General features: G+C 68.9%; 28 protein-coding genes. 17 read left to right on the top strand and 11 right to left on the bottom strand.

Annotation, left to right across the window (positions count from 1 at the left end; all coding sequences use genetic code 11):
• Window positions 1-107: 107 nt before the first annotated feature.
• The gene (locus tag ACIBQX_RS18470) at window positions 108-755 is read left to right on the top strand and encodes an NUDIX hydrolase (protein ID WP_397005905.1); all 648 of its coding nucleotides are present in this window, start codon (window positions 108-110) and stop codon (window positions 753-755) included.
• Here ACIBQX_RS18470 and ACIBQX_RS18465 read toward each other — a convergent pair.
• The gene (locus tag ACIBQX_RS18465; RefSeq protein ID WP_397005903.1) at window positions 732-1,250 is read right to left on the bottom strand and encodes a HEAT repeat domain-containing protein; all 519 of its coding nucleotides are present in this window, start codon (window positions 1,248-1,250) and stop codon (window positions 732-734) included. The two genes, ACIBQX_RS18470 and ACIBQX_RS18465, sit on opposite strands and share 24 nt — an antisense overlap.
• Before the next feature lie 81 nt (window positions 1,251-1,331).
• Between ACIBQX_RS18465 and ACIBQX_RS18460 the strand changes: the two genes are divergently transcribed.
• A complete protein-coding gene (locus ACIBQX_RS18460; RefSeq protein WP_397005901.1) occupies window positions 1,332-2,522 on the top strand; it encodes a MarP family serine protease in 1,191 nt (396 codons plus the stop codon).
• 19 nt (window positions 2,523-2,541) lie between these two features.
• On the opposite strand, the gene ACIBQX_RS18455 is transcribed toward ACIBQX_RS18460, so the two are convergent.
• The 4 genes from ACIBQX_RS18455 to acs form a co-directional block, all read right to left on the bottom strand.
• Window positions 2,542-2,985 (bottom strand): DUF309 domain-containing protein, encoded by a 444-nt coding sequence (locus ACIBQX_RS18455; RefSeq protein ID WP_397005899.1) that lies wholly within the window; start codon window positions 2,983-2,985, stop codon window positions 2,542-2,544.
• Window positions 2,982-3,902 carry an alpha/beta fold hydrolase gene (locus ACIBQX_RS18450; protein ID WP_397005897.1) on the bottom strand — a complete coding sequence of 307 codons (921 nt, stop codon included), beginning with the start codon at window positions 3,900-3,902 and terminating at the stop codon, window positions 2,982-2,984. Before ACIBQX_RS18450 ends, ACIBQX_RS18455 begins: the two co-directional genes overlap by 4 nt.
• A complete protein-coding gene (locus ACIBQX_RS18445; RefSeq protein WP_397005895.1) occupies window positions 3,892-4,320 on the bottom strand; it encodes a phage holin family protein in 429 nt (142 codons plus the stop codon). Before ACIBQX_RS18445 ends, ACIBQX_RS18450 begins: the two co-directional genes overlap by 11 nt.
• A 373-nt stretch (window positions 4,321-4,693) precedes the next feature.
• Window positions 4,694-6,667: an acetate--CoA ligase gene (acs, locus tag ACIBQX_RS18440; RefSeq protein WP_397005893.1), complete on the bottom strand. Its 1,974-nt coding sequence runs from the start codon at window positions 6,665-6,667 to the stop codon at window positions 4,694-4,696.
• 316 nt (window positions 6,668-6,983) lie between these two features.
• On the opposite strand from acs, the gene ACIBQX_RS18435 reads away from it, so the two are divergent.
• The 5 genes from ACIBQX_RS18435 to ACIBQX_RS18415 all read left to right on the top strand — a co-directional run bounded on the left by ACIBQX_RS18435 (window position 6,984) and on the right by ACIBQX_RS18415 (window position 12,373).
• Window positions 6,984-7,763, top strand: coding sequence for an oxidoreductase (locus ACIBQX_RS18435; RefSeq protein ID WP_397005891.1), 780 nt, complete (start codon window positions 6,984-6,986; stop codon window positions 7,761-7,763).
• Between the two features lie 708 nt (window positions 7,764-8,471).
• Window positions 8,472-9,521 carry a septum site-determining protein Ssd gene (ssd, locus tag ACIBQX_RS18430; RefSeq protein WP_397005889.1) on the top strand — a complete coding sequence of 350 codons (1,050 nt, stop codon included), beginning with the start codon at window positions 8,472-8,474 and terminating at the stop codon, window positions 9,519-9,521.
• Complete coding sequence (locus ACIBQX_RS18425; protein WP_397005887.1) at window positions 9,518-10,678, top strand: TadA family conjugal transfer-associated ATPase; 1,161 nt, start codon at window positions 9,518-9,520, stop codon at window positions 10,676-10,678. Before ssd ends, ACIBQX_RS18425 begins: the two co-directional genes overlap by 4 nt.
• Complete coding sequence (locus tag ACIBQX_RS18420; protein ID WP_397005885.1) at window positions 10,675-11,385, top strand: type II secretion system F family protein; 711 nt, start codon at window positions 10,675-10,677, stop codon at window positions 11,383-11,385. Before ACIBQX_RS18425 ends, ACIBQX_RS18420 begins: the two co-directional genes overlap by 4 nt.
• A 457-nt stretch (window positions 11,386-11,842) precedes the next feature.
• Complete coding sequence (locus ACIBQX_RS18415; RefSeq protein ID WP_397005883.1) at window positions 11,843-12,373, top strand: type II secretion system F family protein; 531 nt, start codon at window positions 11,843-11,845, stop codon at window positions 12,371-12,373.
• Window positions 12,374-13,437: 1,064 nt separating this feature from the next.
• Here the strand turns inward: ACIBQX_RS18415 and ACIBQX_RS18410 are convergent.
• Both ACIBQX_RS18410 and ACIBQX_RS18405 read right to left on the bottom strand, forming a co-directional pair.
• Window positions 13,438-13,716 (bottom strand): DUF397 domain-containing protein, encoded by a 279-nt coding sequence (locus ACIBQX_RS18410; protein WP_397005881.1) that lies wholly within the window; start codon window positions 13,714-13,716, stop codon window positions 13,438-13,440.
• 11 nt (window positions 13,717-13,727) lie between these two features.
• On the bottom strand, window positions 13,728-14,552 hold the full coding sequence (locus tag ACIBQX_RS18405; RefSeq protein WP_397005879.1) for a helix-turn-helix domain-containing protein: 825 nt from the start codon (window positions 14,550-14,552) through the stop codon (window positions 13,728-13,730).
• An 844-nt stretch (window positions 14,553-15,396) separates the two neighbouring features.
• On the opposite strand from ACIBQX_RS18405, the gene ACIBQX_RS18400 reads away from it, so the two are divergent.
• The 3 genes from ACIBQX_RS18400 to ACIBQX_RS18390 are packed head-to-tail and all read left to right on the top strand — an operon-like array spanning window position 15,397 to window position 16,254.
• A complete protein-coding gene (locus ACIBQX_RS18400) occupies window positions 15,397-15,720 on the top strand; it encodes a hypothetical protein (RefSeq protein WP_397005877.1) in 324 nt (107 codons plus the stop codon).
• Entirely contained in the window at window positions 15,717-16,001 is a 285-nt protein-coding gene (locus ACIBQX_RS18395) for a hypothetical protein (RefSeq protein WP_397005875.1), read from the top strand. Before ACIBQX_RS18400 ends, ACIBQX_RS18395 begins: the two co-directional genes overlap by 4 nt.
• On the top strand, window positions 15,994-16,254 hold the full coding sequence (locus ACIBQX_RS18390; protein WP_397005873.1) for a hypothetical protein: 261 nt from the start codon (window positions 15,994-15,996) through the stop codon (window positions 16,252-16,254). The genes ACIBQX_RS18395 and ACIBQX_RS18390 overlap by 8 nt, the downstream gene beginning before the upstream one ends.
• Before the next feature lie 558 nt (window positions 16,255-16,812).
• Here ACIBQX_RS18390 and ACIBQX_RS18385 read toward each other — a convergent pair.
• Window positions 16,813-17,301 carry an RDD family protein gene (locus ACIBQX_RS18385; RefSeq protein ID WP_397005871.1) on the bottom strand — a complete coding sequence of 163 codons (489 nt, stop codon included), beginning with the start codon at window positions 17,299-17,301 and terminating at the stop codon, window positions 16,813-16,815.
• Between the two features lie 158 nt (window positions 17,302-17,459).
• Window positions 17,460-17,663 carry a hypothetical protein gene (locus ACIBQX_RS18380; RefSeq protein WP_397005869.1) on the bottom strand — a complete coding sequence of 68 codons (204 nt, stop codon included), beginning with the start codon at window positions 17,661-17,663 and terminating at the stop codon, window positions 17,460-17,462.
• Window positions 17,664-17,926: 263 nt separating this feature from the next.
• Here ACIBQX_RS18380 and ACIBQX_RS18375 point away from each other — a divergent pair, with 263 nt between their 5' ends.
• The 5 genes from ACIBQX_RS18375 to ACIBQX_RS18355 all read left to right on the top strand — a co-directional run bounded on the left by ACIBQX_RS18375 (window position 17,927) and on the right by ACIBQX_RS18355 (window position 21,046).
• Window positions 17,927-18,352, top strand: coding sequence for a hypothetical protein (locus tag ACIBQX_RS18375; protein ID WP_397005867.1), 426 nt, complete (start codon window positions 17,927-17,929; stop codon window positions 18,350-18,352).
• A gap of 82 nt (window positions 18,353-18,434) precedes the next feature.
• On the top strand, window positions 18,435-19,085 hold the full coding sequence (locus ACIBQX_RS18370; RefSeq protein ID WP_397005865.1) for a hypothetical protein: 651 nt from the start codon (window positions 18,435-18,437) through the stop codon (window positions 19,083-19,085).
• Between the two features lie 155 nt (window positions 19,086-19,240).
• Entirely contained in the window at window positions 19,241-19,564 is a 324-nt protein-coding gene (locus tag ACIBQX_RS18365; RefSeq protein WP_397005863.1) for a DUF4244 domain-containing protein, read from the top strand.
• A complete protein-coding gene (locus ACIBQX_RS18360) occupies window positions 19,561-19,941 on the top strand; it encodes a TadE family type IV pilus minor pilin (protein WP_397005861.1) in 381 nt (126 codons plus the stop codon). Before ACIBQX_RS18365 ends, ACIBQX_RS18360 begins: the two co-directional genes overlap by 4 nt.
• A gap of 703 nt (window positions 19,942-20,644) precedes the next feature.
• Window positions 20,645-21,046: an Rv3654c family TadE-like protein gene (locus ACIBQX_RS18355; protein ID WP_397005859.1), complete on the top strand. Its 402-nt coding sequence runs from the start codon at window positions 20,645-20,647 to the stop codon at window positions 21,044-21,046.
• 48 nt (window positions 21,047-21,094) lie between these two features.
• Here ACIBQX_RS18355 and ACIBQX_RS18350 read toward each other — a convergent pair whose 3' ends face one another.
• Complete coding sequence (locus tag ACIBQX_RS18350) at window positions 21,095-21,475, bottom strand: winged helix-turn-helix transcriptional regulator (RefSeq protein ID WP_397005857.1); 381 nt, start codon at window positions 21,473-21,475, stop codon at window positions 21,095-21,097.
• A gap of 169 nt (window positions 21,476-21,644) precedes the next feature.
• Here ACIBQX_RS18350 and ACIBQX_RS18345 point away from each other — a divergent pair, with 169 nt between their 5' ends.
• The gene (locus ACIBQX_RS18345) at window positions 21,645-23,876 is read left to right on the top strand and encodes an LLM class flavin-dependent oxidoreductase (protein WP_397005855.1); all 2,232 of its coding nucleotides are present in this window, start codon (window positions 21,645-21,647) and stop codon (window positions 23,874-23,876) included.
• 65 nt (window positions 23,877-23,941) lie between these two features.
• Window positions 23,942-24,625 carry an FMN-dependent NADH-azoreductase gene (locus ACIBQX_RS18340; RefSeq protein WP_397005853.1) on the top strand — a complete coding sequence of 228 codons (684 nt, stop codon included), beginning with the start codon at window positions 23,942-23,944 and terminating at the stop codon, window positions 24,623-24,625.
• A 100-nt stretch (window positions 24,626-24,725) separates the two neighbouring features.
• Here the strand turns inward: ACIBQX_RS18340 and ACIBQX_RS18335 are convergent, their stop codons facing one another.
• Window positions 24,726-24,860 (bottom strand): hypothetical protein, encoded by a 135-nt coding sequence (locus ACIBQX_RS18335; RefSeq protein ID WP_397005851.1) that lies wholly within the window; start codon window positions 24,858-24,860, stop codon window positions 24,726-24,728.
• Window positions 24,861-24,930 lie beyond the last annotated feature (70 nt).

Genomic DNA, 24,930 nt, shown 5'->3' with positions numbered 1-24,930 from the left:
CTGCGACCCGGCCCTTTCCTGACTCCGGGAAGTCCTCAAGGTCTGGTACGCCCGCCCCCTTTCCTGATCCCGGGAAGTCCTCAAGGCCCTGCTGTGTTGGAGGTTGCGTGACTGACGTGCCCGACTGGCTCACCCGACTGGCCGCGCAGGCCGCCCTGACCCGTGTCCCCGCCATGCTGCGGCCGCCCGCGCGCGGTGGGCGGGCCGCGGCGGTGCTGCTGCTGTTCGGCGAGGGGCCGCTCGGCCCCGACGTGCTGCTCATCCAGCGCAGCGCGCACGGGCGCAGGCACGCGGGCCAGCCGGCCTTCCCCGGCGGCGGCGTGGACCCGGAGGACGACGGGCCGGTCGCGGCGGCGCTGCGCGAGGCCGAGGAGGAGACCGGTCTCGAACCCGCCGGGGTGCGCGTGCTGTGCACGATGCCCGAGCTCTACGTCGGCCACAGCGACAACCGCGTCACCCCGGTGGTCGGCTGGTGGCACACCCCGTCGGCGGTGCACGCGGCCTCGCCCACCGAGGTCGAGTCCGTCGAGCGGGTGCCCGTCGCCGAGCTGGTCGACCGGGACAACCGGATCGTGCTGCGGCACCCCAGCGGGTTCGCCGGGCCGGCGTTCCGGGTGCGGGGCATGCTGGTGTGGGGGTTCACCGCGATGGTGCTCGACGCGGTGCTGCGCGAGGGTGGGCTGGAGCGGCCCTGGGACCGCGACCGGGTGGAGGAGATCCCGCCCGACGTGCTAGACCTCGCGGCCCGTGGCTAGCGCGACGCCGAGCGAGGCCCAGCCGGCCACGTCGGCGTCGCTGTCGCAGGTCAGCCTGCGCAACATGTCCAGCCCGGCCCGGTCGGGCGGGTTGCCCAGCACGTGCTGCAGCGCGTAGGCCGCGCCGTACCTCACCCTGGAGTCGGAGTGGCCGGCTAGGTCGATCACCGAGGGCAGCGAGCGCGGGTCCGCCAAGTGGCCGAAGGCGATCAGCACCGAGTAGAGCACCATGGCGTCGTCCTCACCCGCCGCCAGATAGCGCAGTACGGGCAGCGTGCGGTCCACGTACGCGGGGAGCATGCCGAGGATGTCGACGCCCAGCAGCCGCTCCGCGACGCTGTCGGCGGCGCACAGCCGCCGCGCCTCGATGAAGCACTCGAGATCGCCCCGCTCCCGCAGCATGGAGATGACCTGCCAGCGCACCGGTCCGTCGGGATCGGGGTCGTCGAGAGCGGCCTCGATGAGCTCGCGAACTGTTCTCGGGGCCGGCGGCATACTGATCACGGTAGCCAGCGCGGTAACGCACCCTGGCGGAAGACGTGCACACTTGACCAGATCCCTGGTTAGCTTTGAAGAGTGCGCGGTGATCTGCTTGACCTCATATTGATCGGCCTCGTGATCGCCTTCGGCGTCTCGGGTTACCGGCAGGGCTTCATCATCGGCGTCATGAGTTTCGTAGGGTTCGTCGGTGGGGCGGTGCTCGGTGTCTTTATCGCGCCACCGATCTCCAGGGCCATCGTCGACGGTGACACTCCGCAGGCACTGCTCGCCATCGTGATCGTCTTCCTGTCCGCGACGATCGGTCAGTTCGCCTCCTCCACCATCGGGGCCGTGGTGCGCAGCCACGTCACCTGGGAGCCCGCCAAGGTCGCCGACGCGGTCGGCGGCACGTTCGCCAGCGCGCTGTCGGTGCTGGTGATCGCCTGGCTGATCGGTTCGCTGGTCGTCTCGACGTCGTTCTCCCCGCTGGTGGACCAGGTGAAGGGGTCGCTGCTGCTCACCACGGTCGACGACGCCATCCCGCAGGCGGCGCGCAACTGGCAGCAGCCGTTCAAGAAGTTCATCGACCGATCGGAGTTCCCGCCGGTCTTCGACGCGATCGGCGCCGGCCACATCGTGGACGTGCCGCCGCCCGCGCAGAGCGTCCTGCAGGGCGCCAAGCTGGGCCGTGCGCAGCGGGCCATCGTCAAGGTGCAGGGCAACGCCGAGAGCTGCAACAAGCACATCGAGGGCACCGGCTTCGTCTATGCCAGGGACCGCATCATGACCAACGCGCACGTCGTCGCGGGCGTGACGCGCGACCTGCAGGTCATCGACTCGGAGAACCAGCGCCACGCGGCCAAGGTCGTGCGCTACAACCCCCGCCGCGACATCGCCGTCCTGTACGTCCCGGGGCTCAACCTGCCGACCCTGGCCTTCGACGGCAGCGCCGAGAAGGGCGACAACGCGATCATCGCCGGATTCCCCAAGGGCAAGGGGTTCACCGCCGAGCCGGCCCGCATCCGTGGCCGCCTCGACGCCGAGGGCCCCGACATCTACCGCAGCTCCAACGTCACCCGCTCGGTCTACGCCGTCCGCGGCAGGGTGCTGCCGGGCAACTCGGGTGGCCCGTTGCTCACCGTCGACGGCCGGGTGTTCGGCGTGATCTTCGCGGCGGCGATCAGCCAGGAGGAGACCGGTTACGCGCTGACGGCCGCCGAGGTCAAGTCCGACGCCGACCGGGGCCGTACTGACATCACGGCCGCCGACACGCAGGGCTGCGACTGACCCCCGCGACCCCCGACGGTCAGCCCGGCAGCGCCTTCAGGACCAGCCTGATGGCCTGCGCCGGGTCGCTGTCGTGGCTCAGCCCGGAGGCCGCCCTGCCCACCGCGTCGTACGGCTCGCCGTAGCCCTGCACGCGGGCGGCTCCCCGGCCGAAGAGGGTCAGCGCGCCGCGCCCGTTGCCCCGCTGCAGGTGCGTCAGGCCCACGCAGATCTGCGCGAGCCCCTGCCACAGCTCGCGCTCCTCCTCCGGAGCGCACTTCCAGCGCCCCTCGAACACCTCGTGCGCGTTGAACGGCAGGCCCTCGCTCAGGAACCGGCGGCCGTCGGCCAGCGCCTGCTCGCTGCTCGGCGCGTAGTCGTCGGGCACCCTCGGCAGGCCCGGCGAGCCGTGCGGAAGCGGCCGGCCATAGGCGTCTCGCGGCCGGGAGTTACGCGGCCGTCCCTCGGGATCACGGTCTCTCATCGGTCGGGCTCCGGGTCCGCCAGCCAGCCGAGCAGCTCGTTGTCGAACACCTCAGGTGCCTCCTCATGAGGGTAGTGGCCCGCCCCTTCGAGCAGCCTCCACCGGTACGGAGCCGCGACGTAGCGGCTCGATCCCTGCGCGGTGCGCGGCAGGATGCACCGGTCCTGAGCTCCGTGCAGTTGCAGGGTGGGCGCCTCGATCTCGGTGCGCATGGCCTTGGCGTAACGCAGCCCGTCGGGGCGGAACTGGGAGCGGCCGAACCACCGGTGATACTCCAGCGCGCAGTGTGCCACGGCCGGGATCTGGAAGGCCTCACGATAGGTGCCGGCGGTCTCCTGATCCGGCCAGCCTGGCCGTGACCAGCCGTCGAGCAGCTTGCCGACCAGCGCGGCGTTGTCGCGGGTCAGCCGGCGCTCAGGCAGCAGCGGAAGCTGGAAACCGAGCCGGCGTCCGCTCGCCCTGAGCTGCCCGACCGGGTCGCCGAACACCGAGCTGCGCAACCGCAGCGGATGCGGCGCGGATACGGTGACCAGCCGGTATACGGACTTGGGCTCCAGCACCGCCATCGTCCAGCCGAGCAGGCCACCCCAGTCGTGGCCGACCACGATCGCCCCGGTCTCGCCGAGCGCCCGGATCAGCCCGGTCGCGTCGGCGGCCAGTGTGGGCAGGTCGTAGCCGCGCGGTGGCTTGTCGCTGCCGCCGTAGCCGCGCAGGTCCACCGCGACCGCCCGGAACCCCGCCGCCGACAGGGACCGTAGCTGCCGCCGCCAGGTCCACCAGAACTGCGGGAAACCGTGCAGGAGCAGCACCAGCGGGCCGTCACCGGCCTCCACGACGTGGAAGCGGGTGCCGCCGGCGTGCACGGCACGGTGTGTCCACGGCCCCTCGATCCGGACGACCCCCTCGTCAGGTGCCATCACGACTCACCGGCCCGGCCACCGGGAGAGGCTGCTCCTCCGGTGTGGCGATGTCCTTCAGGCCCTTGAGTGATCTGGTGGTCCGCTTCATCCCGGCCAGGCCCTTCAGCCGGCGCATCCCGATGAAGACCAGCAGCCCCGCGACGATCAGGTAGAACACCGTCACGATGAGAAAAGACGCCCACAGGGGCAGCCACTCGGCCAGCAAGAACGCGATCGTGAACGAGGCCAGGATCAGGCACAGGTGCGCGATGAAGGCGGCGCCGGCGAACAGGCCACCCGCCGTGCCGACCCGCTTGGCGTCGAACCTGAGCTCGGCCTTGGCGAGCTCGATCTCCGAGCGGACGAGGTCGGAGATGTGACTGCTCGCCTGAGCGACCAGCGAGCCCAGGGATTCTTCCTCGGGAGTCTGCGGCATGAACGTCTCCTATCGAGGCCTGGTGGCCGTGTCAATCATCATTCAGCGCTTTCGTACCTCGTACGTAAATCGGCGCTGTCGTATGTCCCGGCGGCGGAGCCCTCGCGACGGCCTCGCCGGTCCGAGCCGCACAGCCGGCCGGCCGAACACCCCACGAACCTGCCCACCACGAGCCCCGCAATCACCACTCACAGAACTACCCGATCAAAGAACATAGCGCCGAGGGCTGACGCGCCCGGCGTCACCCCGAGCGTGTGCCCCGAGCGTGTACCCCGAGTCTGTACGGAGCCTATCCACGGGCCGGGCCGGTAACAGGCGCGGCCGTACATCCCGAAATTTCGAGATGTACGGCCGATTGCCGGACTTTGTGGGCTTACTCCTCGGTCTTGGCCGAGGGGAGCTTCTCCGAGATCAGGTTCATCACCGTGCTGTCGGCCAGCGTGGTGACGTCGCCGATGCTGCGGTTCTCCGCCACGTCGCGCAGGAGACGGCGCATGATCTTGCCGGAGCGGGTCTTGGGCAGCTCAGGGACCACCAGGATCTGGCGCGGCTTGGCGATCGGGCCGAGCGTCTTGGACACGTGGGCCCGCAGCTCTCCGGCGATGTCCGCGCCCTCCTCGGCGCTGCCGCGCAGGATCACGAACGCCACGATGGCCTGGCCGGTGACCGGGTCGGTGGCGCCCACCACGGCGGCCTCCGCCACCTTCGGGTGGCTGACCAGCGCGCTCTCCACCTCGGTGGTGGAGATGTTGTGGCCGGAGACGAGCATGACGTCGTCCACGCGGCCGAGCAGCCACAGGTCGCCGTCCTCGTCCTTCTTGGCGCCGTCGCCGGGGAAGTACATCCCCTCGAACCTGCTCCAGTAGGTGTCGATGTAGCGCTGGTCGTCGCCCCAGATGGTGCGGAGCATGGCCGGCCACGGCTCGCGGATCACCAGGAAGCCGCCGCCGCCGTCCGGCACGCTGTTGCCCTGGTCGTCGACCACGTCCGCGCTGATGCCTGGCAGCGGCCGCATGGCGGCGCCGGGCTTGGTCGCCGTGACGCCCGGCAGCGGGCTGATCATGATCGCGCCCGTCTCGGTCTGCCACCAGGTGTCCACGACCGGGCAGCGGTCACCGCCGATGTGCTCGCGGTACCAGACGTAGGCCTCCGGGTTGATCGGCTCGCCGACCGAGCCCAGAACGCGCAGGCTGGACATGTCGAACTTGGCGGGGATGTCGTCGCCCCACTTCATGAACGTCCGGATCGCCGTCGGAGCGGTGTAGAGGAGCGTCACCTTGTACTTCTGGACGATCTCCCAGAACCTGCCCCGGTGCGGGGTGTCCGGTGTGCCCTCGTAGATCACGCTCGTCGCGCCGTTGGCCAGCGGGCCGTACACGATGTAGGAGTGCCCGGTCACCCAGCCGATGTCGGCCGTGCACCAGTAGATGTCCTTGTCCGGCTTGAGGTCGAAGACCGCGTCGTGCGTCCAGGCGGTCTGCGTCAGGTAGCCGCCGGTGGTGTGCAGGATGCCCTTCGGGTTACCGGTCGTGCCGCTGGTGTAGAGGATGTAGAGCGGATCCTCGGCGTCGTTGGACACGGGGGTGTGCTGGTCGCTCTGCCGGTCGACCACGTCGTGCCACCACACGTCGCGCTCGTTGACGGCGACCTCCTGACCGGTACGGCGCACGACCAGGACCTTCTCCACCTGCGGGCACTCCGCGACGGCCTCGTCCACCGTCGGCTTGAGCGCCGAGGGGGCGCCACGGCGGTAGCCGCCGTCGGCGGTGACGACGAGCTTGGCGTCGGCGTCGTGGATGCGGCTCTTCAAGGCGGTCGCGGAGAATCCGCCGAACACCACCGAGTGGATCGCGCCGATGCGCGCGCAGGCCAGCATCGTGATCGGCAGCTCGGGGATCATCGGCAGGTAGACCGCCACCCGGTCACCCTTGCCCACACCCAGCTCCTGGAGGGCGTTGGCCGCCTTGGAGACCTCCGCCTGCAGATCGCTGTAGGTGAGGGTGCGGCTGTCGCCCTCCGGCTCACCCTCCCAGTGGTAAGCGACCTTGTCGCCGTGACCCGCCTCGACGTGACGGTCGACACAGTTGTAGGCGACGTTCAGCTCTCCACCGACGAACCACTTGGCGAACGGGGGGTTCCACTCCAGGGTGGTGTCCCACCGCTTCGTCCAGGTCAGCCGCTCGGCGGCACGGTCCCAGAAGCCGAGATTGTCGGCGGACGCCTCGGTGTAGGCGTCCGCGGTCACGTTGGCGGCCGCCGCCAGGTCGGCCGGTGGCGCGAACCTGCGGTTCTCGTGCAGCAGGTTGGACAGCGCCTGGGGTTCGTTGCCGGGGGTCTCCGGGGCCACCTCGTGCTCCTTCTACGGCCAGATGGGATAGGTCGTCTCCCACTTCACCAGGTCAGGGGCCTCCACCACAAGAGGTCTAGACAGGTCTGTACCGTTGACTGGAGCTGCCTCCTTGTCAGTCAGGACGCATGACAAAAGCTATTAAAACGTTGTCATCTCGGGATCCATTAATTATGGAACGAAGCAATGAAGCAGCTTTTTTCGTGCTTTTTGGGTCCCCGTGCGGGTTTACGGGGATTGCTTCTTGCCAGGTCGCGTCGGCGTCGGCGTCGCCTGCCAGCGGGTCCGGGCGGGCTCGCGGGTAGGGTCGGGTCCTGTGACTGACCCTTTGGCCGCGATCGCGCAGCTCCCCGGCGTCGCCGAGGCGGTCGACGCCGCCCGCGAGGCCGTGGACCGGCTCTACCGCCACCGTGTCCTGCGCCGTGCCAGCCCGGCGGTGTCCACGGAGTCCTCCCTGCGTGGCGCCCGTGCCTCCGCGGCGATCGAGGGCGTGGACGTACCTCTTGAGTCCCTGCGCAGGGACGAAGCGCACGATCCGGTTCTCCAGGGCGCGCTGCGCGCGTCCGCCGAGCTGGGCCGGCTGGGATCCACCTGGCGGCGGGCGCCCAGGCAGGTGCTCGCCCGGCTACACACCGTGGCCGCGGCGGGCCTGGCGGACGAGCCGGACCTGGGCCGCCCCCGAGCCGTCCCGAACGCCCCGGATCCTCTGGGCCTGGGCCCGGCGCCGACCGTCGAAGAGGCGTCAGCTCGTCTGGAAAGCCTGTTCACCCTGCTGTCCGCCCCGACGAAAGCACCGGCGCTCGTGCTGGCCGCCGTCGTGCACGCCGAGCTGGCGGTGCTGCGGCCGTTCGGCACGGCCGACGGCGTCGTCGCGCGCGCCGCCGAGCGGCTCACCCTGGTGGAGTACGGCCTGGATCCCAAATCGCTGGTCGCCGTGGAGGTCGGGCATCTCGATCAGCCGTACGCCGAGGGCTTGCGCGCCTACCTGACAGGTACGCCCGAGGGGGTGGCGCAATGGATACAACAGTGTGCCTCGGCGGTCACGCTCGGTGTACGCGAGACGGCGGCGATCTGCGAAGCGATGCAGAGGGGCTGACCGCGGCCGGTGGCATAGCTGACGGCGTCTCAGTCATGAGACGCCGTCTGCCGGTGCATCACACCGGGTTACCAAGCGTGCACCTCTATTCGTCGGATCGGGTCAAGCCCGTCTCGACGCGCCTCCCGCGGCTGGTCGCGCGTGGGTGCCCGGTGGATGCACCCGGACAACTGGTCCGTGACACCTTTGTACGACGGATCCGCCCTGATGGGAACCCCTGGGACCAAGACCTTTACCCGGCCATGGCGGCTACGCAGCGTGCAGGGCCGGGGGGTGCTCGGGCGTGGCGGTCATCAAGCCGTTACTGTCACTGACAGTGATCATCTTTATGTGATCGTTATCTCATTGGCAAAAAACTTGGCGAAAACGCGAGTTTGCTCCTCGACGAAAGTCGAGTCGATCGGGCAGCATACGGGGGTATCACCCGAAACTGCAGCGAGTGTGCATGGGGATTGGTTTCCACTCCCCTGCTGTGCCGTGGTCAAGTGATGAAAGCTTTCTTCTGAAACGGGACCGGCTCTACCCCCCCAGAGCCGGACCGGTCAGGCGACCCCCGCTCTCCCCCCCGGCGGGGGTCGCCCCTTTTTCCCGGGCTTTTCCACAGCCTGTGCGGCCAGAGAGCCCGCTGTCCACAGAATCCCGTTCGCCTCCTCGCGGCGGCCCAGGGTTCGCGCATGGTTGACCTCCCCGAACGACAGGGAGGCCCGCATGCACCGCCCACTGGTCATCACCGAGGATCGAGACCTGCTCGACGACCTCGTCCGCATCGCCGCCGCGGCCGGAGCGCAGCTCGACGTCGCCCACGTCCCGGCCCACGCCCGTCCCTTCTGGAGCCTCGCGCCCCTGGTGGTGGTCGGCGCCGACCTGGCCGACGCCCTGGCCGCCGCCGCGCCGCCCGCCCGCGACCGGGTGTTTCTGGTGACCCGCGATCCCGATCATCCGGACACGTGGCGAAGATGCGTCACCGCGGGCGCCCAGGCGGTGGTGTCGCTGCCCGAGGAGGAGCGCCGCCTCGTGGACGAGTTCGCCGACGCGATGGAGCCCCACCCGCGTTCGGGCGCCGTCCTGTGCGCGATCGGCGGCCGGGGCGGCGCGGGAGCCAGCGTGCTGTCCGCCTGCCTCGCCCTGCGCGCCTCCGGCGACCACCTGCGCACTCTTCTCGTGGACGCCGATCCGCTGGGCGGCGGCCTCGACGCGCTGCTCGGCGAGGAGGAGACTCCGGGCGCCAGGTGGGCGGACCTCGTGGCCAGACAGGGCCGCATCAGCTCCGCCGCACTTCAGGCCGCGCTGCCGTGCTTCGGCGACCTGGCGGTGCTCTCGTTCCACCGAGGCGCGACCGAGGCCATCCCTGCGCAGGCCATGCGGTCGGTCCTGGAGGCGGGCCGCCGCGGCTTCGACCTGGTGGTCGTCGACCTCCCGCGCCATCTCGACCCGTCCGCGATCGAGGCGCTCGGCCGGGCGAGCCGCACCCTCCTGGTGGCCACCGCCGACGTGCGCGGAGTCCTGGCCGCCGCCCAGGTCCTGGAGCAGGCCGGTCGGCACACGGCCGACATCCGCGCGGTCTTCCGCCCCGGCATCCTCGACCCCGACGTGGCGGCCGCCTCCCTCGGCATCCCCGCCGCCGGGCAGCTGGTCGACCAACCTCGCCTGACGGCCACCCTCAACCGCGGCGACCTGCCGAAACTCGGCCCCCGCACCGTGCTGGGCGGCTTCTGCGCCTCCCTCCTCCGCGACCTGCTGCCGTCCGAGCCCGCATGAGCGCGCACGTGTCCGCACAGCTCGTCGAAGCCGTGCGCGTACGGCTCGCCCGCGCGGGAGTCGAGCCCACCGCCGCCCAGGTGGCCGTGGCCCTCCGGGCGGAGCGATCGGTCTACGGCGACGCCGAGATCCTCGCCGTCGCCCGTGCCCTGTGCGCCGACCTCATCGGCGCGGGCCCACTGGAGCCCCTACTCGCCGAGCCCGACGTCACCGACGTGCTCGTCAACGGCCCCCGAGAGGTGTGGGTCGACGACGGGCAGGGCTTGCGCCTCACCTCGGTCACCTTCACCGACGACGGCGCGGTCCGCAGGCTCGCCCAGCGGCTGGCAGCCGCCGCGGGCAGACGACTGGACGACGCCTCCCCGTACGTCGACGCCCGCCTGACCGGAGGCGTCCGCCTGCACGCCGTCCTGCCGCCCATCGCCTCCGGCGGCACCTGCGTCTCCCTCCGCCTGCCACCGAGACGTACGTTCACGCTCGACGACCTGGTGGCGGCGGGCACGATCACGCCGCCGGTGGTCCCGATGCTCACCACCCTGGTGTCGGCCAGGCGAGCCTTCCTGGTGACAGGCGGCACGGGCACGGGAAAGACCACCCTCCTGTCGGCCCTGCTGTCGCTGGCGGACCCGGGGGAGCGGCTCCTGCTGGTCGAGGACTCCGCCGAGCTGCGCCCCCTTCACCCACACGTCGTCCGCCTGGAGTCCCGGCCGGCCAACCTTGAGGGCGCGGGCGGCGTGAGCCTGCGCGACCTGGTGAGACAGGCGCTGAGGATGCGTCCGGACCGCCTCGTCGTGGGAGAGGTGCGCGGCTCGGAAGTGGTGGACCTGCTGGCCGCCCTCAACACCGGCCACGAGGGCGGCTGCGGCACCCTGCACGCCAACACCGCGGCCGACGTGCCCGCCCGCCTGGAGGCGCTGGGCTGCGCGGCGGGCCTGACCCGGCAGGCCGTGCACAGCCAGCTCGCCGCGGCACTGGACGTGGTCATCCATCTGACCCGCACCCGCCCCGACGGCCGCCGCCGCGTCTCGGAGATCTGCCTGCTGTCCAGATCGTCGGCGGGCCTGGTCGAGGCCGTCCCCGCCGTCACTTTCGACCCCGACGGTCGCCCCTCCCCGGGCCCCGGCTACGCAGCCATGACGGCGAGCTCCAGATCATGACCGGGCTCCTGGTCACCGCCTTTTCCACAGCCCTGGCCGTGTGGCTGTGGACAGGACCGGAGATCGCGGCCCTCCGGCTTCACAGGCTGATCCTCCGAGAGCACGATGTCCGCCGGCGCCGGCCACATGAGCTGCTCAGACGCCCCAGCCCCGCCCGCCGTGCGGAGGCGTGGCGCCGGGCGTCGACAGAGCTGTGCCAGGCGCTGTCCGCCGAACTGTCCGCCGGTCGCACCCCGGGGGAGGCGTTGACCAGGGCCGTCTCGGCGGTGGACCTTCCCGACCCTGAGGTGCTGCGCCCGGTTCTGGCCGCGGCGAGAGACGGCGGCGACGTGTCCCGCGCCCTGGTGTCCGCGGCCCCGGCCCAAGGCGGCGAGGGGCTGATCCGCCTGGCCGCCTGCTGGGACGTGGGCGTGAGCGCGGGCGCCGGGCTCGCCGCCGTGGTCGAACGGGTCGGCGCCGCACTACGGTCCGCTCAGGCTCACCGCCAGGACGTCGCCGCGCAACTGGCGGGCCCGCGTGCCACGGCCAGAATGCTGGCCGCGCTGCCGGCTCTGGGCCTCCTCATGGGCGCGGGCCTCGGCATGCGACCGCTCGACTTCCTGCTCGGTGGCGTCCCCGGCCTGCTCTGCCTGACCAGCGGGATCGCCCTCGACGCCTGCGGCCTGTGGTGGACCCACCGGATGGCCGCACGCGCCACAGAGTCCTGACCGGCCCGAATCGGACGAGCCTTTGATACTGGAGCTCATTTCCACGATCTGCGCGGCTCTGGCCGCCTGGCTGTGGACACCTGCCGCCACACCGTCGCAACGCCTGGCAAGGCTGCGTCCCAGGTCCTACGAAGCGAGCCGGCGCCCTCCACGGGCACCCCTCAGCCGCTCGTCCGGCAGTGCCGGCTCTCGCGGATCCCGGCTTCGCAAGGCCCGGCTCCGCGAAACGCGGCCTCGCGAAGCCGGGCCTCGCGGCACCGGGCCGGACTCCGGCGAGGCGTCTTCGCCCGTCCGGCCCAGCACGGAGGAGGGTCAAACCAGGACAATCCACCCCGGCCCAGCGGAGCAGCCCCTGCCCACCTGGCTGGACGAGCCGCCGGCACGTCGGCTGACCGGCCGCACAGTCATCCCCGCCGCCTGCACGGGCCTCGTCATCGGCCTGCTCATCGGCGGCGTCGTGGGCGTAGTTGCGGCTCTGCTCCTCACCCCCGTGTCGGCCGCCATCCTCCACAAGAGAGAATCCCCGGAGCTTCAACGAGATCGCCGCCGGATCGCCGCCGATCTCCCCTTCGCCGCCGACCTCATGGCCGCCTGCCTCCTCGCCGGCCAGCCGGTCACCGCCGCCACCCAAGCATCCGCGACGGCGCTAGGGGGCCCGTTGGGCGACCGCCTGAGCTGGGTCAGCGCTCAGCTACGCCTCGGCGCCGACCCCGAACCCACCTGGGCCTTCCTCGCCCGCGACCCCGCCATGGCCCCGCTTGCCCGAGCGATGAGCCGAGCAGCCCAAAGCGGCGCACCCGTCGCGGACGTACTGGCTCGCCTGGCGGACGACGCCCATGCCGCCACCCGAGCCGCCTCGGTGGCGGCGGCACGCAGCGTGGGCGTCAAGGCAGTGGCCCCACTGGGCCTGTGCTTCCTACCGGCCTTCGTCCTGCTGGGCATCATCCCCGTGGTCGCCGGGCTGGCCTCGGCGATTATCCTGCCGTGAGCAGTAACTACCCAGCTCTCTGACCGCCTCGAAGAGCCGGGCAATCCGGACGCCCGGCCCGTCCGGCGACGCTGAGGGCAGAGTGGCCGGGTTACCCGGCCCTGCCCGTTAGGCCACCGCGGAGGCCTTGCCTCTCACCCCGCCCGCATCGAAGTCCGTCCCAGCTTCGGCTGCGGTCACCGGGCGTTGAAGGGCCGGCATCGGTGCTGCAAGGGCCAGCACCGATGCGCAAGAGGCGCTTCTCAGGGTTTGCCTTGCGCCGCACAGCACACCGCTCATGAGGGCAGCTGCTCCTGAGGAACACGATGCTGTGGGCAACACCCGTATTGGGGGTACGGCGTTGGGCGGTCGGCCGTCCGCTCAGCCAACGGATTACACCAATCCACAACCGCGCGCTCTTACTTCCGCCGATATCCACAGAAGAACATAGGCCACCTGTGGATTCTGGAGAGAGATCGTTGCGACCCTGGTCAGGGGGTTGACGGCTGTCTGACCTGGGGAAAGGTGAGAGAGGGGGAATCGGGGTGTCTCACGGAGTCTCACCGGTGCTCACTGTCGCTGACTGTTCGCGGGCCACACACGGGCCAAGATGTCCGGGCGTGAGCTGGGATTTCCTCCCTAAGGGGTCGCCTTGTGCGCCTTCCCGTCTGTCGTCGCCCACCCGTCAGGGGAGCATGCCAGGGCCTGGGGGTAAAGATGGAGCTCCCCACGGAAGAACGATCTTTACCCCCAGGCCCTGGCATGCTCGGCTCGTTCTGGGCGATGGCAGACGGGAAGGCGACCCCCTACAGCAACCTTTCAACTGCCCCCAGTGGCATGATCATCGCCATCCCGGAGTCTGAGCCCCCGCCGGAGGCGGGTCCTTCAAGCCCTTCGGTCTTTCTCGGGCCTACGTCGAGTCCAGCGGGCCGCCAGGCACGCATCACGGTGGCCGACCCGAGGGGGTTCCCAAAAGATCTCAAACGCTCTTTGTCTTAGCCGCTCCTCACCTCTCCGGTGCGCGAACGCCCAGGCCACGAGCAATAGTCGGGCGTTCGCGCTTTACGACTCCCCTGGGAGACGTGTCAAACAACTGCAACGCCTTGGTGGCCAGCGATCAAGGATGCGGAGCTGAAGTCACCCTCGGCCACGCCAGCGAGAAAGGCGTCCCACTCGGAGACGGTGAAGACCTGAGGCTCACGGTCTCGGTTCTTGGTGTCACGAAGGGCCACAACGAACTCTTCGTCAGCCTTGTTAGGAACACCGGCGTCACGACCACGTAGGACGGCGACCTCAACGCAGCTTGCCCCGTTGCCGCTAAACCGGCTCGTTCGCCACTTGGCCTTGGAAAGGTCGGACTGCACCCTAGCTCCTCTCAATCGTGATCTTCGCTCAGGGATGTCAGTAGCGTCACCGTTTCGGAAGGGCTGAGCGCTATGGCGCGAAGATGCTCAAAAACCATGTTATGCCTGATTAGCTCGGCTTCCTCTTCGAGGAAGAGATCGCCGCCCATGCTGTCGATGTAGACGATGTCGGGAGCGATCGGGCCGAAGCGCAAGATGATGAAACTGCCGGGCATGCCTGGATGGGCACCGGCCTTGAACGGGACCACTTGGATTGTGATGTGCGGGTTACGTGCCTGAGTGGCCAGGTGAAGAAGCTGGTCACGCATGACGGAAGATCCACCGACGCGACGGTGCAAGGCGGCTTCATCGATGACGGCCCAAAGCTGCGGGGCCTCTGGAACGCTCAAGAGTTCTTGGCGCTTTAGCCTGGCGTCAACGCGGCGCTGGATGTCGTCGTCGGTCGCGGTGGGAAGGACACCTGCGATGACTTCCCGAGCATAGTCCGGGGTCTGGAGCAGGCCGGGGATGAAGATGGCCTCAAAGTTGAGGATTTCGCGGGCCTCTGCCTCGAAGTTGATATACGCCGTGTACTGCTCGGGAAGGCCGGAGTCAGACGTGTTCAACCAACCTCGCTTACCGGCGTCCTTCTGTAGGAGGATCAAGGCTTCGCGATTGGGGCCAGTCACTCCGTAGGTGTCTAGGAGTGCATTGAGAGTTCTGAGCTGTGGCTTGGTCCGGCCTGTTTCGATCCGGTAGAGGGTAGCGACGTTCACACCGGTTTGGCCCGTGACGTCTTCCTGCGAGAGCCCGGCAGCATCGCGGAGGCGACGAAGCTCGGCGGCCAACCGGCGCATGCGAACAGTAGGCGGCTGTCGTCTCGTCGGCACACGGACATCATCTCGCATGTCGGGGTCTTTTTGCATCGTGATAGTCCTCCTGATATTTGCAAGGTATGCATCTTCAGGTCTTGCAGATGCAGGGTATCCAGGTGCACACTGAGCCTTACGGACAGCCTCTCAGTCGGGCGCGAGCGATGAAGATGGAAGTAGAGTTTTCCCAGCTAAGAACGGTAGTTCGGGGTGCTACTCCATGCGCTTGGCGTCCTTGTGGGAGCGAGTGTCGCAGGCGACTGAGATCGCCTGCCAACGTCCTGAATGCATGGTTGGCATTCATAGAGACATCTGGATCATGCCCGAACTCCGCAAGGTAGGTGACCATGCGAGTAGCCGTGTCAGAGCGTCCATACGCAGGCGTCAAGGTGTGGCTGTTCAGTGAGCTGGACGACTGCGCTCTGCTTCCCGCGCTGGCCCGTCGTGAGCTTCGAGGGTGGATGGGCGAGCATCCGGCCCTTGGCGATCTACAGCTCATCGCCTCCGAACTGGTTACGAACGCGCTGGTTCATGGGTGTGGTGCGTGGGTGCGGATGAGCCTCGTGCCGACCGTGGAGGGAGAGCGGCGCTATTGGCGGCTTGCCGTCGTCGGTCCTGGGACGTCCGAGGCTATGCCGTTACCGCGCATCCCTGGCCCTGACGAATCGACGGGGCGAGGTCTGTGGGTGGTGGATGACCTGACACGCGGGTGCTGGGGCACCGATCTCACGCCAGTAGGCGCGCGCGTGGTGTGGGCTCTCCTGCCTCGACTGGGAGGGAGGGCGTGAAGGTGGATGGCCGTAGTCGCGTGCGCCCGAGTGTTGGGGAGATGAGCCCGGCAGGGCGGATGGCGCGGGTGCTGGCTGATCATCTGGCCAGGCGTGGGGTCGAGTCGCGGATCTCCGAGAGCGATGGGGTCGCGCTAGTGGGGATGTGGGCGGTGGGTCTGAACGTGTGGTGCGAGTGGAGCGGGCGGGAGTGGCGCTTTCGCTGGTCGCTGGACGCGCCCACGGAGCCGGGTCGGTGGCGCTACACGTCGTGTCCGTGTTCGGCGTTGGAGACGGCGGCGCGGCGGATCGCGGGGCTGTATCGGGAGCGGTTCGAGGCGATGTATCCGGCGGCTGCGGCACGTCAGGGCGGGGCGGCGCGATGAGTGAGGCGGGCAAGAGCAGGCAGGAGGAGATCGTTGAGTGTCTGGCGGGGTTCCCGGACGGGGCGACGGTGGATGAGGTGCGCGCGTTCTTCGATTGCGTGAACACGCGGGAGTACTTCCAGCGGCAGTTGCGGAGGCTGGTCCTGGCGGGCGTGGTGGTGAAGATCGCGCCGACGCAGCGTAAGGCGTTCGCGGGGGATTATGCGCGGGGGCCGGTGCGGCGGCTCAAGTTCCGGCTTGCCGATCAGGCGCAGACGGGCGAGGGGGCCGGTCGTGGGTAGCGGGGACGGGCGGCGACTGTCGGAGTTGCGGGCCGCGCATGATCGGGTGTGGGAGATCAGCACGGCGTTGGTGTGGGGTGCGGCGGCGTGGCGGCGGCAAGGGCTGGATGCGGGCGGCGTGGCCCGTGGGCTGGTCAACGTGGTGGTGGCGTCGGACTTGGAGACGTTGGCGGTGCGGCTGGCCGGGCAAGCGGCTGTCGAGAACGACGGGGCGGTGCCCAGCGACGGTCTTGGAGTGAGCTACAGCGTGTGAGATGCCGTGTGGAGACGCCCCCGGTTCGGCGTGTCTGCTGCCGCTGAGCCGGGGTGCTGGCTGTCCCCGGTCGGAGGGGCGGGATTGACCCGGACCGAACCGCCGCTGTCGGTCTGGTGGTCTCTCGCCTGGTGTGGCCTGTCGGGATGTGCGTGTCCCCCGTCACGCATTCCCGGTGGGTTCTGGCCGGGGGCTCTGCGGGTTTGCGGGGTCTGGTGGGGTGTGGCGTCGGCGGGGTGGGTGCCGGTTCGGCGGTCGGGGGCGGGGGGGGTGGGGGGGGGGGGGGGGGGGGGGGGGGGGGGGCGGGGGGGGGGGGGGGGGGGGGGGGGCGTGCCGTCAGGCGGCGAGGGCGAGCACGGCGCCTTGGCGCCGCGCGCAGTCCCGATGCCGCCTGCCGGCGCGTCACGCTGCCCCCGGTCGCCTGGGCGGGTTCCCCGGTGCGGGTGTGTTCCCGGGATGCTGCCGACCCCCTGAGCAAGATCGTTCCCCGGCGGGGTTCCGCCCAGCTCGGCCGGGGGCGCAGGCCAGCGGGTGGTAGCCAACGCATCATGTGCGCCTTCAACGCATGATGACAGCACTCTTGACGATTTTGTCGTGCAAGCACTGGCAGTTGGGTCGGTCCCAGAAGGACCACATATGATCAAGTACCAGAAAGATGCAGGATGCCGTCATTACGGCGTGCGAAAGATGGCGAGTCAATGCGCGCCAATAACTGATGTTGCCGCCATGGTATTTGTCTGGAATGCCAACACGAACGACTCTAATGCGGCAGACGAGCTTGCCAAGCGTGCCGCCCCACCTTGCCGTCATAATAGGCGAGTACAGGAAGGGCAGAAGGAGAAGTATGGGCACGACCATGGAGCGCGCATCTCTCTCGGTCATATCAACGAAGATGACGGGCGCAAGGCTAGTCAAGGTCATCGTGAAAACTGCAAGAAGGGCGCAGTCGATGAGAAAGGCGCTTAAACGCAGACCATGGGATGCGAGAGAAGGTTGGTCTGAGGGCTCGCTTGGCCGCTCAGGGAGTGGCGTGCTGGAGGTGTTCAATGGCCTCGTCCTCTTACGCAAAGCCAGCAATGACCGGTCCGGCGCTCAGGCGCAGGCTTCCAAGTTGAGCGTATCGTGTCCTTGACTCTCCTGGACACTGGCAGTTGCGGGGCTTCCGCCCGGCGTGCCGGGCGTGCTTGATCTAGTAGGGAAACTCATCACACAGGAAGACCGCTGCTGATCAGCCACGCGCGGGCGAGCACGTCCCGGATCTCTTTACAAATTGTTGAACAATCCTTGGAAGTTTTTTTTAGCGCGCTGGTGTGGAGAATCGTGGAGGCGCCTGCGACTGCAGCCAATCCGAACAGGATCTGATGCCAAGCCGGGGCGGATGCGAAGTTGGACGCGATGCTGCACAGCATCGTTCCTCCGGACAGCGCGGCCGTGAGCACTAGCCCATCGGGGCGCTTACCCCTATTCCGATGCCGCCGTGCCCGCCCTCCCATACATCGAGCGTACGCGCGCGGCGGGGGCTGCGGCGCACGCGCGCGCATTTAGCATGCACGAGGGATTGGCGCGTGCCGGTATGCCGCGACGGCATCGCATTGAACCGTTCGAACTCATGTTCGAGTACTGCCTGCCATCGTGGGTGTCACGGGGACACCCGCAGGATGGAGGTAGACGGATGCGATTCCCGATCGACACGAGTCAGTTGGGGTTCACGGTGACCTCGCCGCCGATGGCGGCCAAGGACTTCTCCACCAAGAAAGTCAAGGTGACCGAAGAGGGTCTACCGGTCATGGTGGTGAAGCTGCTGGCGATGGACGGCAGCGACTCCGCGATGATCAAGTTCAACCTCGCGGGCGAACAGCATCACCTGGTGCCGGGCATGCCGGTGCGGGTGGAGGGGTTGGCCTACGGGATGGCCAAGGACGGGGAAGTGCGGTGGTGGAGCGCGACGGCGGTCGTGCCGATGCACGCGGCCAGCACTGCGGGCGGTGCTCCGGCCGGGCGTAACCCGCGCGCCGCGACACCGCCCCCGGCTCCTGCGGCTGCTCCGGCCGGTGCGGGGGCGCGGCACTCGGGGCGTGCGGGCGAGGGTGAGGGGTGATGGATCTCCTCATCGGTCCGGCCGGTTCGCGGGCCTACGCCTGGCGGGTGCCGGACGGCTGGCCGCTGCTGAGTTCTGCCTCATGTTCTACGCGGGCGTGCGGCCTTCGGAGGGCCTGCACCTGAAAGTCCAGCAATGCCGTCTGCCCATGGGGGGCCGGTGGGGCAGCATCACCCTGGAGGGGGCCTGCCCCGACATCGGCGAACTGTGGACCGATGACGGCGCACGGCACGACACGCGCGGACTCAAGCACCGCAGTACCAAGACGGTCCGCGTCGTCCCGATCCCTCCCGAACTGGTGGTAATCCTGCGCCTGCACCTGCTGACCTTCCCCCCGGCTCCGGACGGCCGGCTGTTCTATGACGGCCCTGACCAAGACAAGGTGCCCGGTCAGGTGTACCGGTCGGTCTGGCGACGTGCCCGCAAAGCCGCTCTGAGCCCCACAGAGCACGCCTCCGACGTTGCCAGACGGCCCTATGACCTGCGGCACGCCAACGCAAGCATGCTGATAGCGGCGGGCGTGGACACTGCCGAGATCGCCCGGCGACTGGGCCACTCCATCCGCACTCTGCTTAGCACCTACGCCCATTGGATCAAGGGCGGAGAAGACGCAGCAAACGCTCTGATCGAAGCGGCTCTAACCGCCGAAACGATCACTAAAGAGGCGCTGACCAGCGAAAACGCTAGTGACGGGCCACTCACGGGCCAACCGGGCCAACACGGGGCAGCGTAGCCGTAAAACCCCAGGTCAACCCCCTGATTGTGGACAATCGATCGTTCTCCACAGAACGACGCTCGGCTCGTTGGCGCAAGGCCCGCTTCGGCGAGCCTAGGAATCCACACGCCGGTCCCCTCCTCATGATCGGCAACTAGCACCGGGAGAAACCCATGCCTGAAAGTGCCATCACCCCGAACAAAGCCACCAACTCAGATGGGCCCAGTGTCACGGCGGACAACGCGCGGTCCTCCAGGAGGAGCGGCCTGAGGGCCCGAAGCCGGCGCCTGGGTGTCCGCTGCCAGCACTGGTGGTTCGACAGACGAGCCCGTTTCACGGGTGCCCACCAGGACCGAGGCATGTCCACGGCGGAGTACGCGGTGGGCACGATCGCGGCCTGCGCATTCGCCGCGCTGCTCTTCAAAATCGTCAACAGCCCAGAGGTCAACGAGATGCTCTCATCACTCATTGACCGCGCACTCAAGATCAACGGATGACCCCCCATCCGACGCCACTTTCAAAGACAACGCGACGATCGACATCCCGAGGCTCGGTGACGGCCGAGACCGCCGCGATGCTGCCCGCGCTCATGGTGGTCCTGGCAGCGGCGCTCTGGGCCATCCAGTCCGTAGCGGTCCAACTCGAGTGTGTCGACGCGGCGCGAGTCGCAGCACGAGCAGCCGCCAGAGGTGAGTCCTTGGACGAGGTCCGCGCCCTCGTCCGAGCAGCCACCGGCCAGAAAACCCAGGTCAACGTAAGTCGCACCCCAGAACAGACAAGGATCCACATCTCCGTCGAAGTACGACCCCCCTGGGGCCCGACACTCCCCGCAGTCCAAGTCACCGCATCCGCAACCGCCGCCACGGAGTCCTGACTCAGCGTCCATCCATCCCGACCAGTGCCATCCCAGAGCACCCCTAGCCAAAGCCGTCCGTTCAAAATCGACAAGAGCCGTCCACCCCGCACCAACCCCCCGCACTCGCACTTCCGTGAACCCGAGCCCTCAGCCTGAGCCTTGAGCCGAGTTCGGAGATGAGCCCGAGCCCGAACGGTGCCGCAGCCCGCCGTCAGCACTTCGGGCACGTCATCGACACCGCCTTCACCTGGGGGAGTTGCGCGCCTTGGCCTGGGAACCGAGCAGGCACCTTGCCAGTCGGATCGTCAGGCATCTGCCGGTCCGACACACAGTCAAGACGCCGACCTGGCACCACAGACAAAATGACGGTCCGCCGCTGTTCGTTGGCGGTTCAGCATCTCGTCGGTGCCGGACCAGTGTTCGCCGGTCGCCTGGAGTTCCGTGGCCAGGCCCGACGAATTTCTTCCACATCGAGCCGACGCTTTGCTTCTAGTTCGGGTCAGCACTTCGCCCTACGTCGCGTCGGCGCTTCGTTCCATGTCGGGTCGGCGGATCGCCGACGTCGGGCTGACACGTTCTCCACGGCCAGGTCGGCTTTTGTTCTTGCGTCGGTGTTCGTAGCCCGGATCCGGGTGCCACACCTGCGAGCCGGATCGGCACCTTGCCGCTAACTGGATCGACCCTTCGTTGCGTACCAGATCAGAGCCCCCAAGGGAGTCAAATGTCTGCCAGACGTAGTGACAGAGGATCGGCCACCCTGTGGGCCGTCGCCCTCATGGGCCTCCTCATGGCCGTGGCCACGGCTCTCGCCATGGTGGGTTCCGTACGCGTCGCCCGTCACCGATTGAACGATGCCGCCGACCTGAGTGCTTTGGCGGCGGCCAAACTAGCCGTCATCGACCCGAAGTCAGCCTGTGCTCATGCGGCGGCCCTCGCTGAGGAGAACGGTGTCGAGCTGTCCAACTGCACGATCACCGGCGAAGTAGCAGACGTCTGGACGTCGCTGGAGATCTCACTCCCCGGTTTCGGTACGCGCACCCTGACCGGTAGATCGAGAGCAGGACCAGCCCGTCCAGAGCATCCCGGCCCAGTGAATGAGGACGCTCCAGCCAGCTGGGTGTGATCATGAGCCGGCTCGCGCCGTGCGGTCTCTCGAGACGTGGCAGAGCGATCACGCACTCGAAGCGGACGCGCCGGGGTCGTCGTTCCACCGCCGGACGTAACCGGCGATGGGTTGGAGCGCGGCCAGGAGATCGGTCCCTCGCGGCGTGAGGTGATAGCGCACGGATACGGGCGTCGTGGGTACGACCGTACGTTCGACCAGCCCGGCGCTCTCGAGTTGCTTCAGCCGGAGGGTGAGCATGCGTGCGGAGATGCCGGCAACCGATGCGGCGATGTCGGTGAACCGCTCGGCGCCGCGGGCCAGGGCGAGCAAGATGCCGGGTGCCCAGCGCTGGCCGACGACCTCCAGGGCAAGGCTGGCGCGGCGGCACTCGGCCTCGTCGCTGTGGTCCCACTGCGTCTGCGGTCGGGTAGGTCTCGGTGAAGGCACTTACTAATCGTAAGTCCATTTACCGCCGAGAAGCCAGTCACTCGCGGTGCGCGGCAGGGGCTTCAGCGCGCCAATTAGGAGACGTCACGACAGACTGAAGGGACTTACTTTTCGTAAGTCAGTTACTGCTTGTTTGTGGTTCCTGGTGAGGAGCCGACAGCATGGAGCCATGCCCGATTATGGTCACGAGCTGCGGTTCGGCAGCTTCATCACACCTATCAACGCCAGGCCGCAGCAGGTGGTCGATCTGGCCGTGCTGAGTGAGGACGTGGGCCTGGACGTGGTCACGTTCCAGGACCACCCGTACCAGGCAGGGTTCCTGGACACTTGGACCCTGCTGACCTGGGTGGCCGCCCGCACCTCCCGGATCCACGTCTCCGGCAACGTGTTGAACCTGCCGATGCGTCCGCCCGCCCTGCTCGCCCGGTCCGTGGCGAGCCTGGACCTGCTCAGCGGCGACCGGGCTGTGCTCGGACTCGGGACGGGAGGATTCTGGGACGCCATCGCGGCGATGGGTGGCCCCCGGCGGACCGCGGCTGAGTCGGTGAGCGCGCTCGACGAGGCGCTTGACGTCATCCGCGGGATCTGGGCCGGTGGCGACCCCGGCCCGCTGCGCTTGGACGGCCGGTTCTACCAGGTCGGCGATGTGGAGCGCGGGCCATCCCCGGCGCACGAGGTTCCCGTCTGGCTGGGCGCGTACAAGCCGCGGATGCAGCGCATCATCGGCCGGAAGGCCGACGGGTGGCTGCCCAGCCTGCCCTGGCTCAAGCCCGGTGACCTGGCGCGCGGGAACCGCATCATCGACGAGGAAGCGACCCGGGCGGGTCGCGATCCGCGGGACATCACGCGGCTGCTGAACGTGACCCCCGGTGACAAGGCCGAGGACCTCGCTCGGATCGCCGTCGAGGACGGGGTGAGCGTGTTCGTCGTGGCCAGCGACGACCCGGCGGAACTGCGTCGCTTCGCCCAGAGCGCCGCCGCCGAGATCCGCGAGCGCGTCGCCGAGGCCCGCTCAGGGCACGCGGCCGTCTCCCGGCGGGTCGTCGCGTTCGGTGGCGATCCGGTGCCCGAGGGCCTGGCGGCCCGGGCGCTGACCCCGGGCGACCGCGGACACGCCCGCTACACCGCTGGTTACTTCCGGGGCGCCGACCCCGGCCTGGTGTTGCGTCCGCGGACACCGGCTGAGGTGCAGCAGGCTGTCCAGTACGCCGCCCGGCACCGCGACGTACCGCTGGGTCTGCTCAGCGGCGGGCACGGGCTGTCCGGACGCTCGCTCAACGACGGCGGTATCGTGATCGCTCTCGGCGCGCTCGACGACGTCACGGTCCTGGACGGCCACCGCGTCCGGATCGGTCCCGGCGCCCGCTGGGGAGACGTCGCCCGCCGACTCGCCCCGCGCGGCCTCGCGATCACCGCCGGCGATCACGGTGGCGTCGGCGTGGGCGGGCTGGCGACCACGGGCGGCATCGGCTGGTTCGTCCGGCAACACGGCCTGACCATCGACCATATCCGCTCGGTCGACGTCGTCACGGCCTCCGGCGACCTCGTCCACGCAAGCGACGACGAGAACCCCGACCTGTTCTGGGCCATGCGCGGCGCCGGCGCGAACTTCGGCGTCGCGGTGTCCTTCGAGATCGACGCCCAGCCCGTCAGCGAGCGGGTCGGCTTCGCGATGCTGACGTTCGTCCCCGACGACGTCGCGGCGTTCCTGCACGGCTGGGGTGCAGCGATCGAGAACGCCCACCCCAGCGTCACCGGCACTCTCATGATCGGCCCCGCCCGTCCCGGAGGCCCCGCCGCCGTTCAGGCGCTCGTCGTGGTCGACTCCGACGACCCGGACACGGTCGTCGAGCGCCTCACCCCACTCGGGGACCTGGCCCCGCTCGCCGACCAGTCGATCCAGCTCACGCCGTACAGCGCGCTGCTCACCCTCGCCCCGGAAGATGAGCTGCAGCACGGTCGTGGCGAGCCCGTCTCGCACGCCGGGCTCGTGCGGCACCTCACCGGCGAGACCACTGAAGCGATCGCCGACCTGCTGGCGACGAACAGCAGGTTCATCCTCACGATCCGCTCCGCCGGGGGTGCCGCCGCTAACACCTCCGTGGAAGCCACCGCGTACGCCTGGCGCGACGCCAACTTCCTGATCGCGGCCCTCGGGGGCGGTTCGCCTGAGTACGAGGAGCGCTGGCGCCGTCTCCTCCCGCTGTTCGAGGGCACGTACCTCAGCTTCGAGACCGACACCGGCCCGGACGCCCTGGCACGCGCCTTCCCGCCCGCACATCTACGACGGCTCCGGGACCTCAAACGCCGGTGGGACCCGACCGGCCTGTTTCGCGACAACTTCGCCATCGCCCCTGCGGCGGGCGCGCATACACCGACCTCTGACGACACGCGGCGCTGACGTTTCCGGCCGGGCACGTGCTGCCCGGACGTTCACCGCACCATCACACCGCCTCAAGGAGAACCATGTCCCTGTTCCGCCTCGATTCCAGCATCCGCAGCGAGGGCTCCACCAGCCGCGCTCTCGCCGACATCATCGAACGACGCTGGCGCGACGCCGTGCCGGAATCCCCCGTGACCCGCAGGCACCTCGGCCTCGCCCCCCTCCCCAGCAACGCGTGGGCCGGCGCCGTCACCGCCTCGGCCACCCCCGAGGACCTGCGCACGCCCTCCCAGCGGGCCGCGCTCGACCTGGCCAGTACGCTGGTCGACGAGCTCGCCGGCGCCGACGCCTATCTCTTCGCCGTCCCGCTGTACAACTTCGGCGTGTCCCAGCATTTCAAGACCTACGTCGACCTCGTCGCCACCGACCCGCGCATGGCCACGGACATCCGGTCCGTGACCTCGGGCAAGCCGGCAGTCCTGGTCACCGTGCAGGGCGGCAATTACTCCCCGGGCACGCCCAAGGAGGGATGGGACCACGCCACCGCATGGATGCGCCGCATCCTCGCGGACGTCTGGGAACTCGAACTCGACGTGGTCACCCGCGAGTTCACCCTCGTCGGCGTCAACCCCGCCCTCGACCAGTTCGCCGACATGGCCGAGCGGATCAGGATCGACGCCGAGAACCAGGCGAGCGAGAGCGGACGTACCCTCGTGACCCGCGCTCGATCTGGGAGTGAATTGTCAGCTGGCCGGCGATCGGCATAGGCGCGCGCCGGCGTTCATCCCCACCAGTGACCCGGGACAAGGGCGACGGTTCTGCACAAGATCGTCTTATCTGCTGCTTCATCGCCGGACTGTGGCCTCTTCAACCCGATTCCTGCGCGAGCGAGCGCAGGAAGTCGGCGAGGAGGGTGTGGCTGCCGGTGCCGCATATGCCGACCACGCCCGGTGATACGCCGTACTCGCGGCGGAATGCACCGGTGCGGAGGCAGGGCACCACGCGAGACTCTTCGGGCTCTGCTTAGGCCGGTGCCGTTCGCGCAGGTCGAGGGCTAGTCGCTTCTCGATCG

The sequence above is a fragment of the Nonomuraea sp. NPDC049714 genome (assembly GCF_044465295.1).
Lineage (GTDB): Bacteria > Actinomycetota > Actinomycetes > Streptosporangiales > Streptosporangiaceae > Nonomuraea.
Note: the sequence above shows the minus strand (reverse complement) of the source record. Positions and strands in the feature narration are given on the sequence as shown.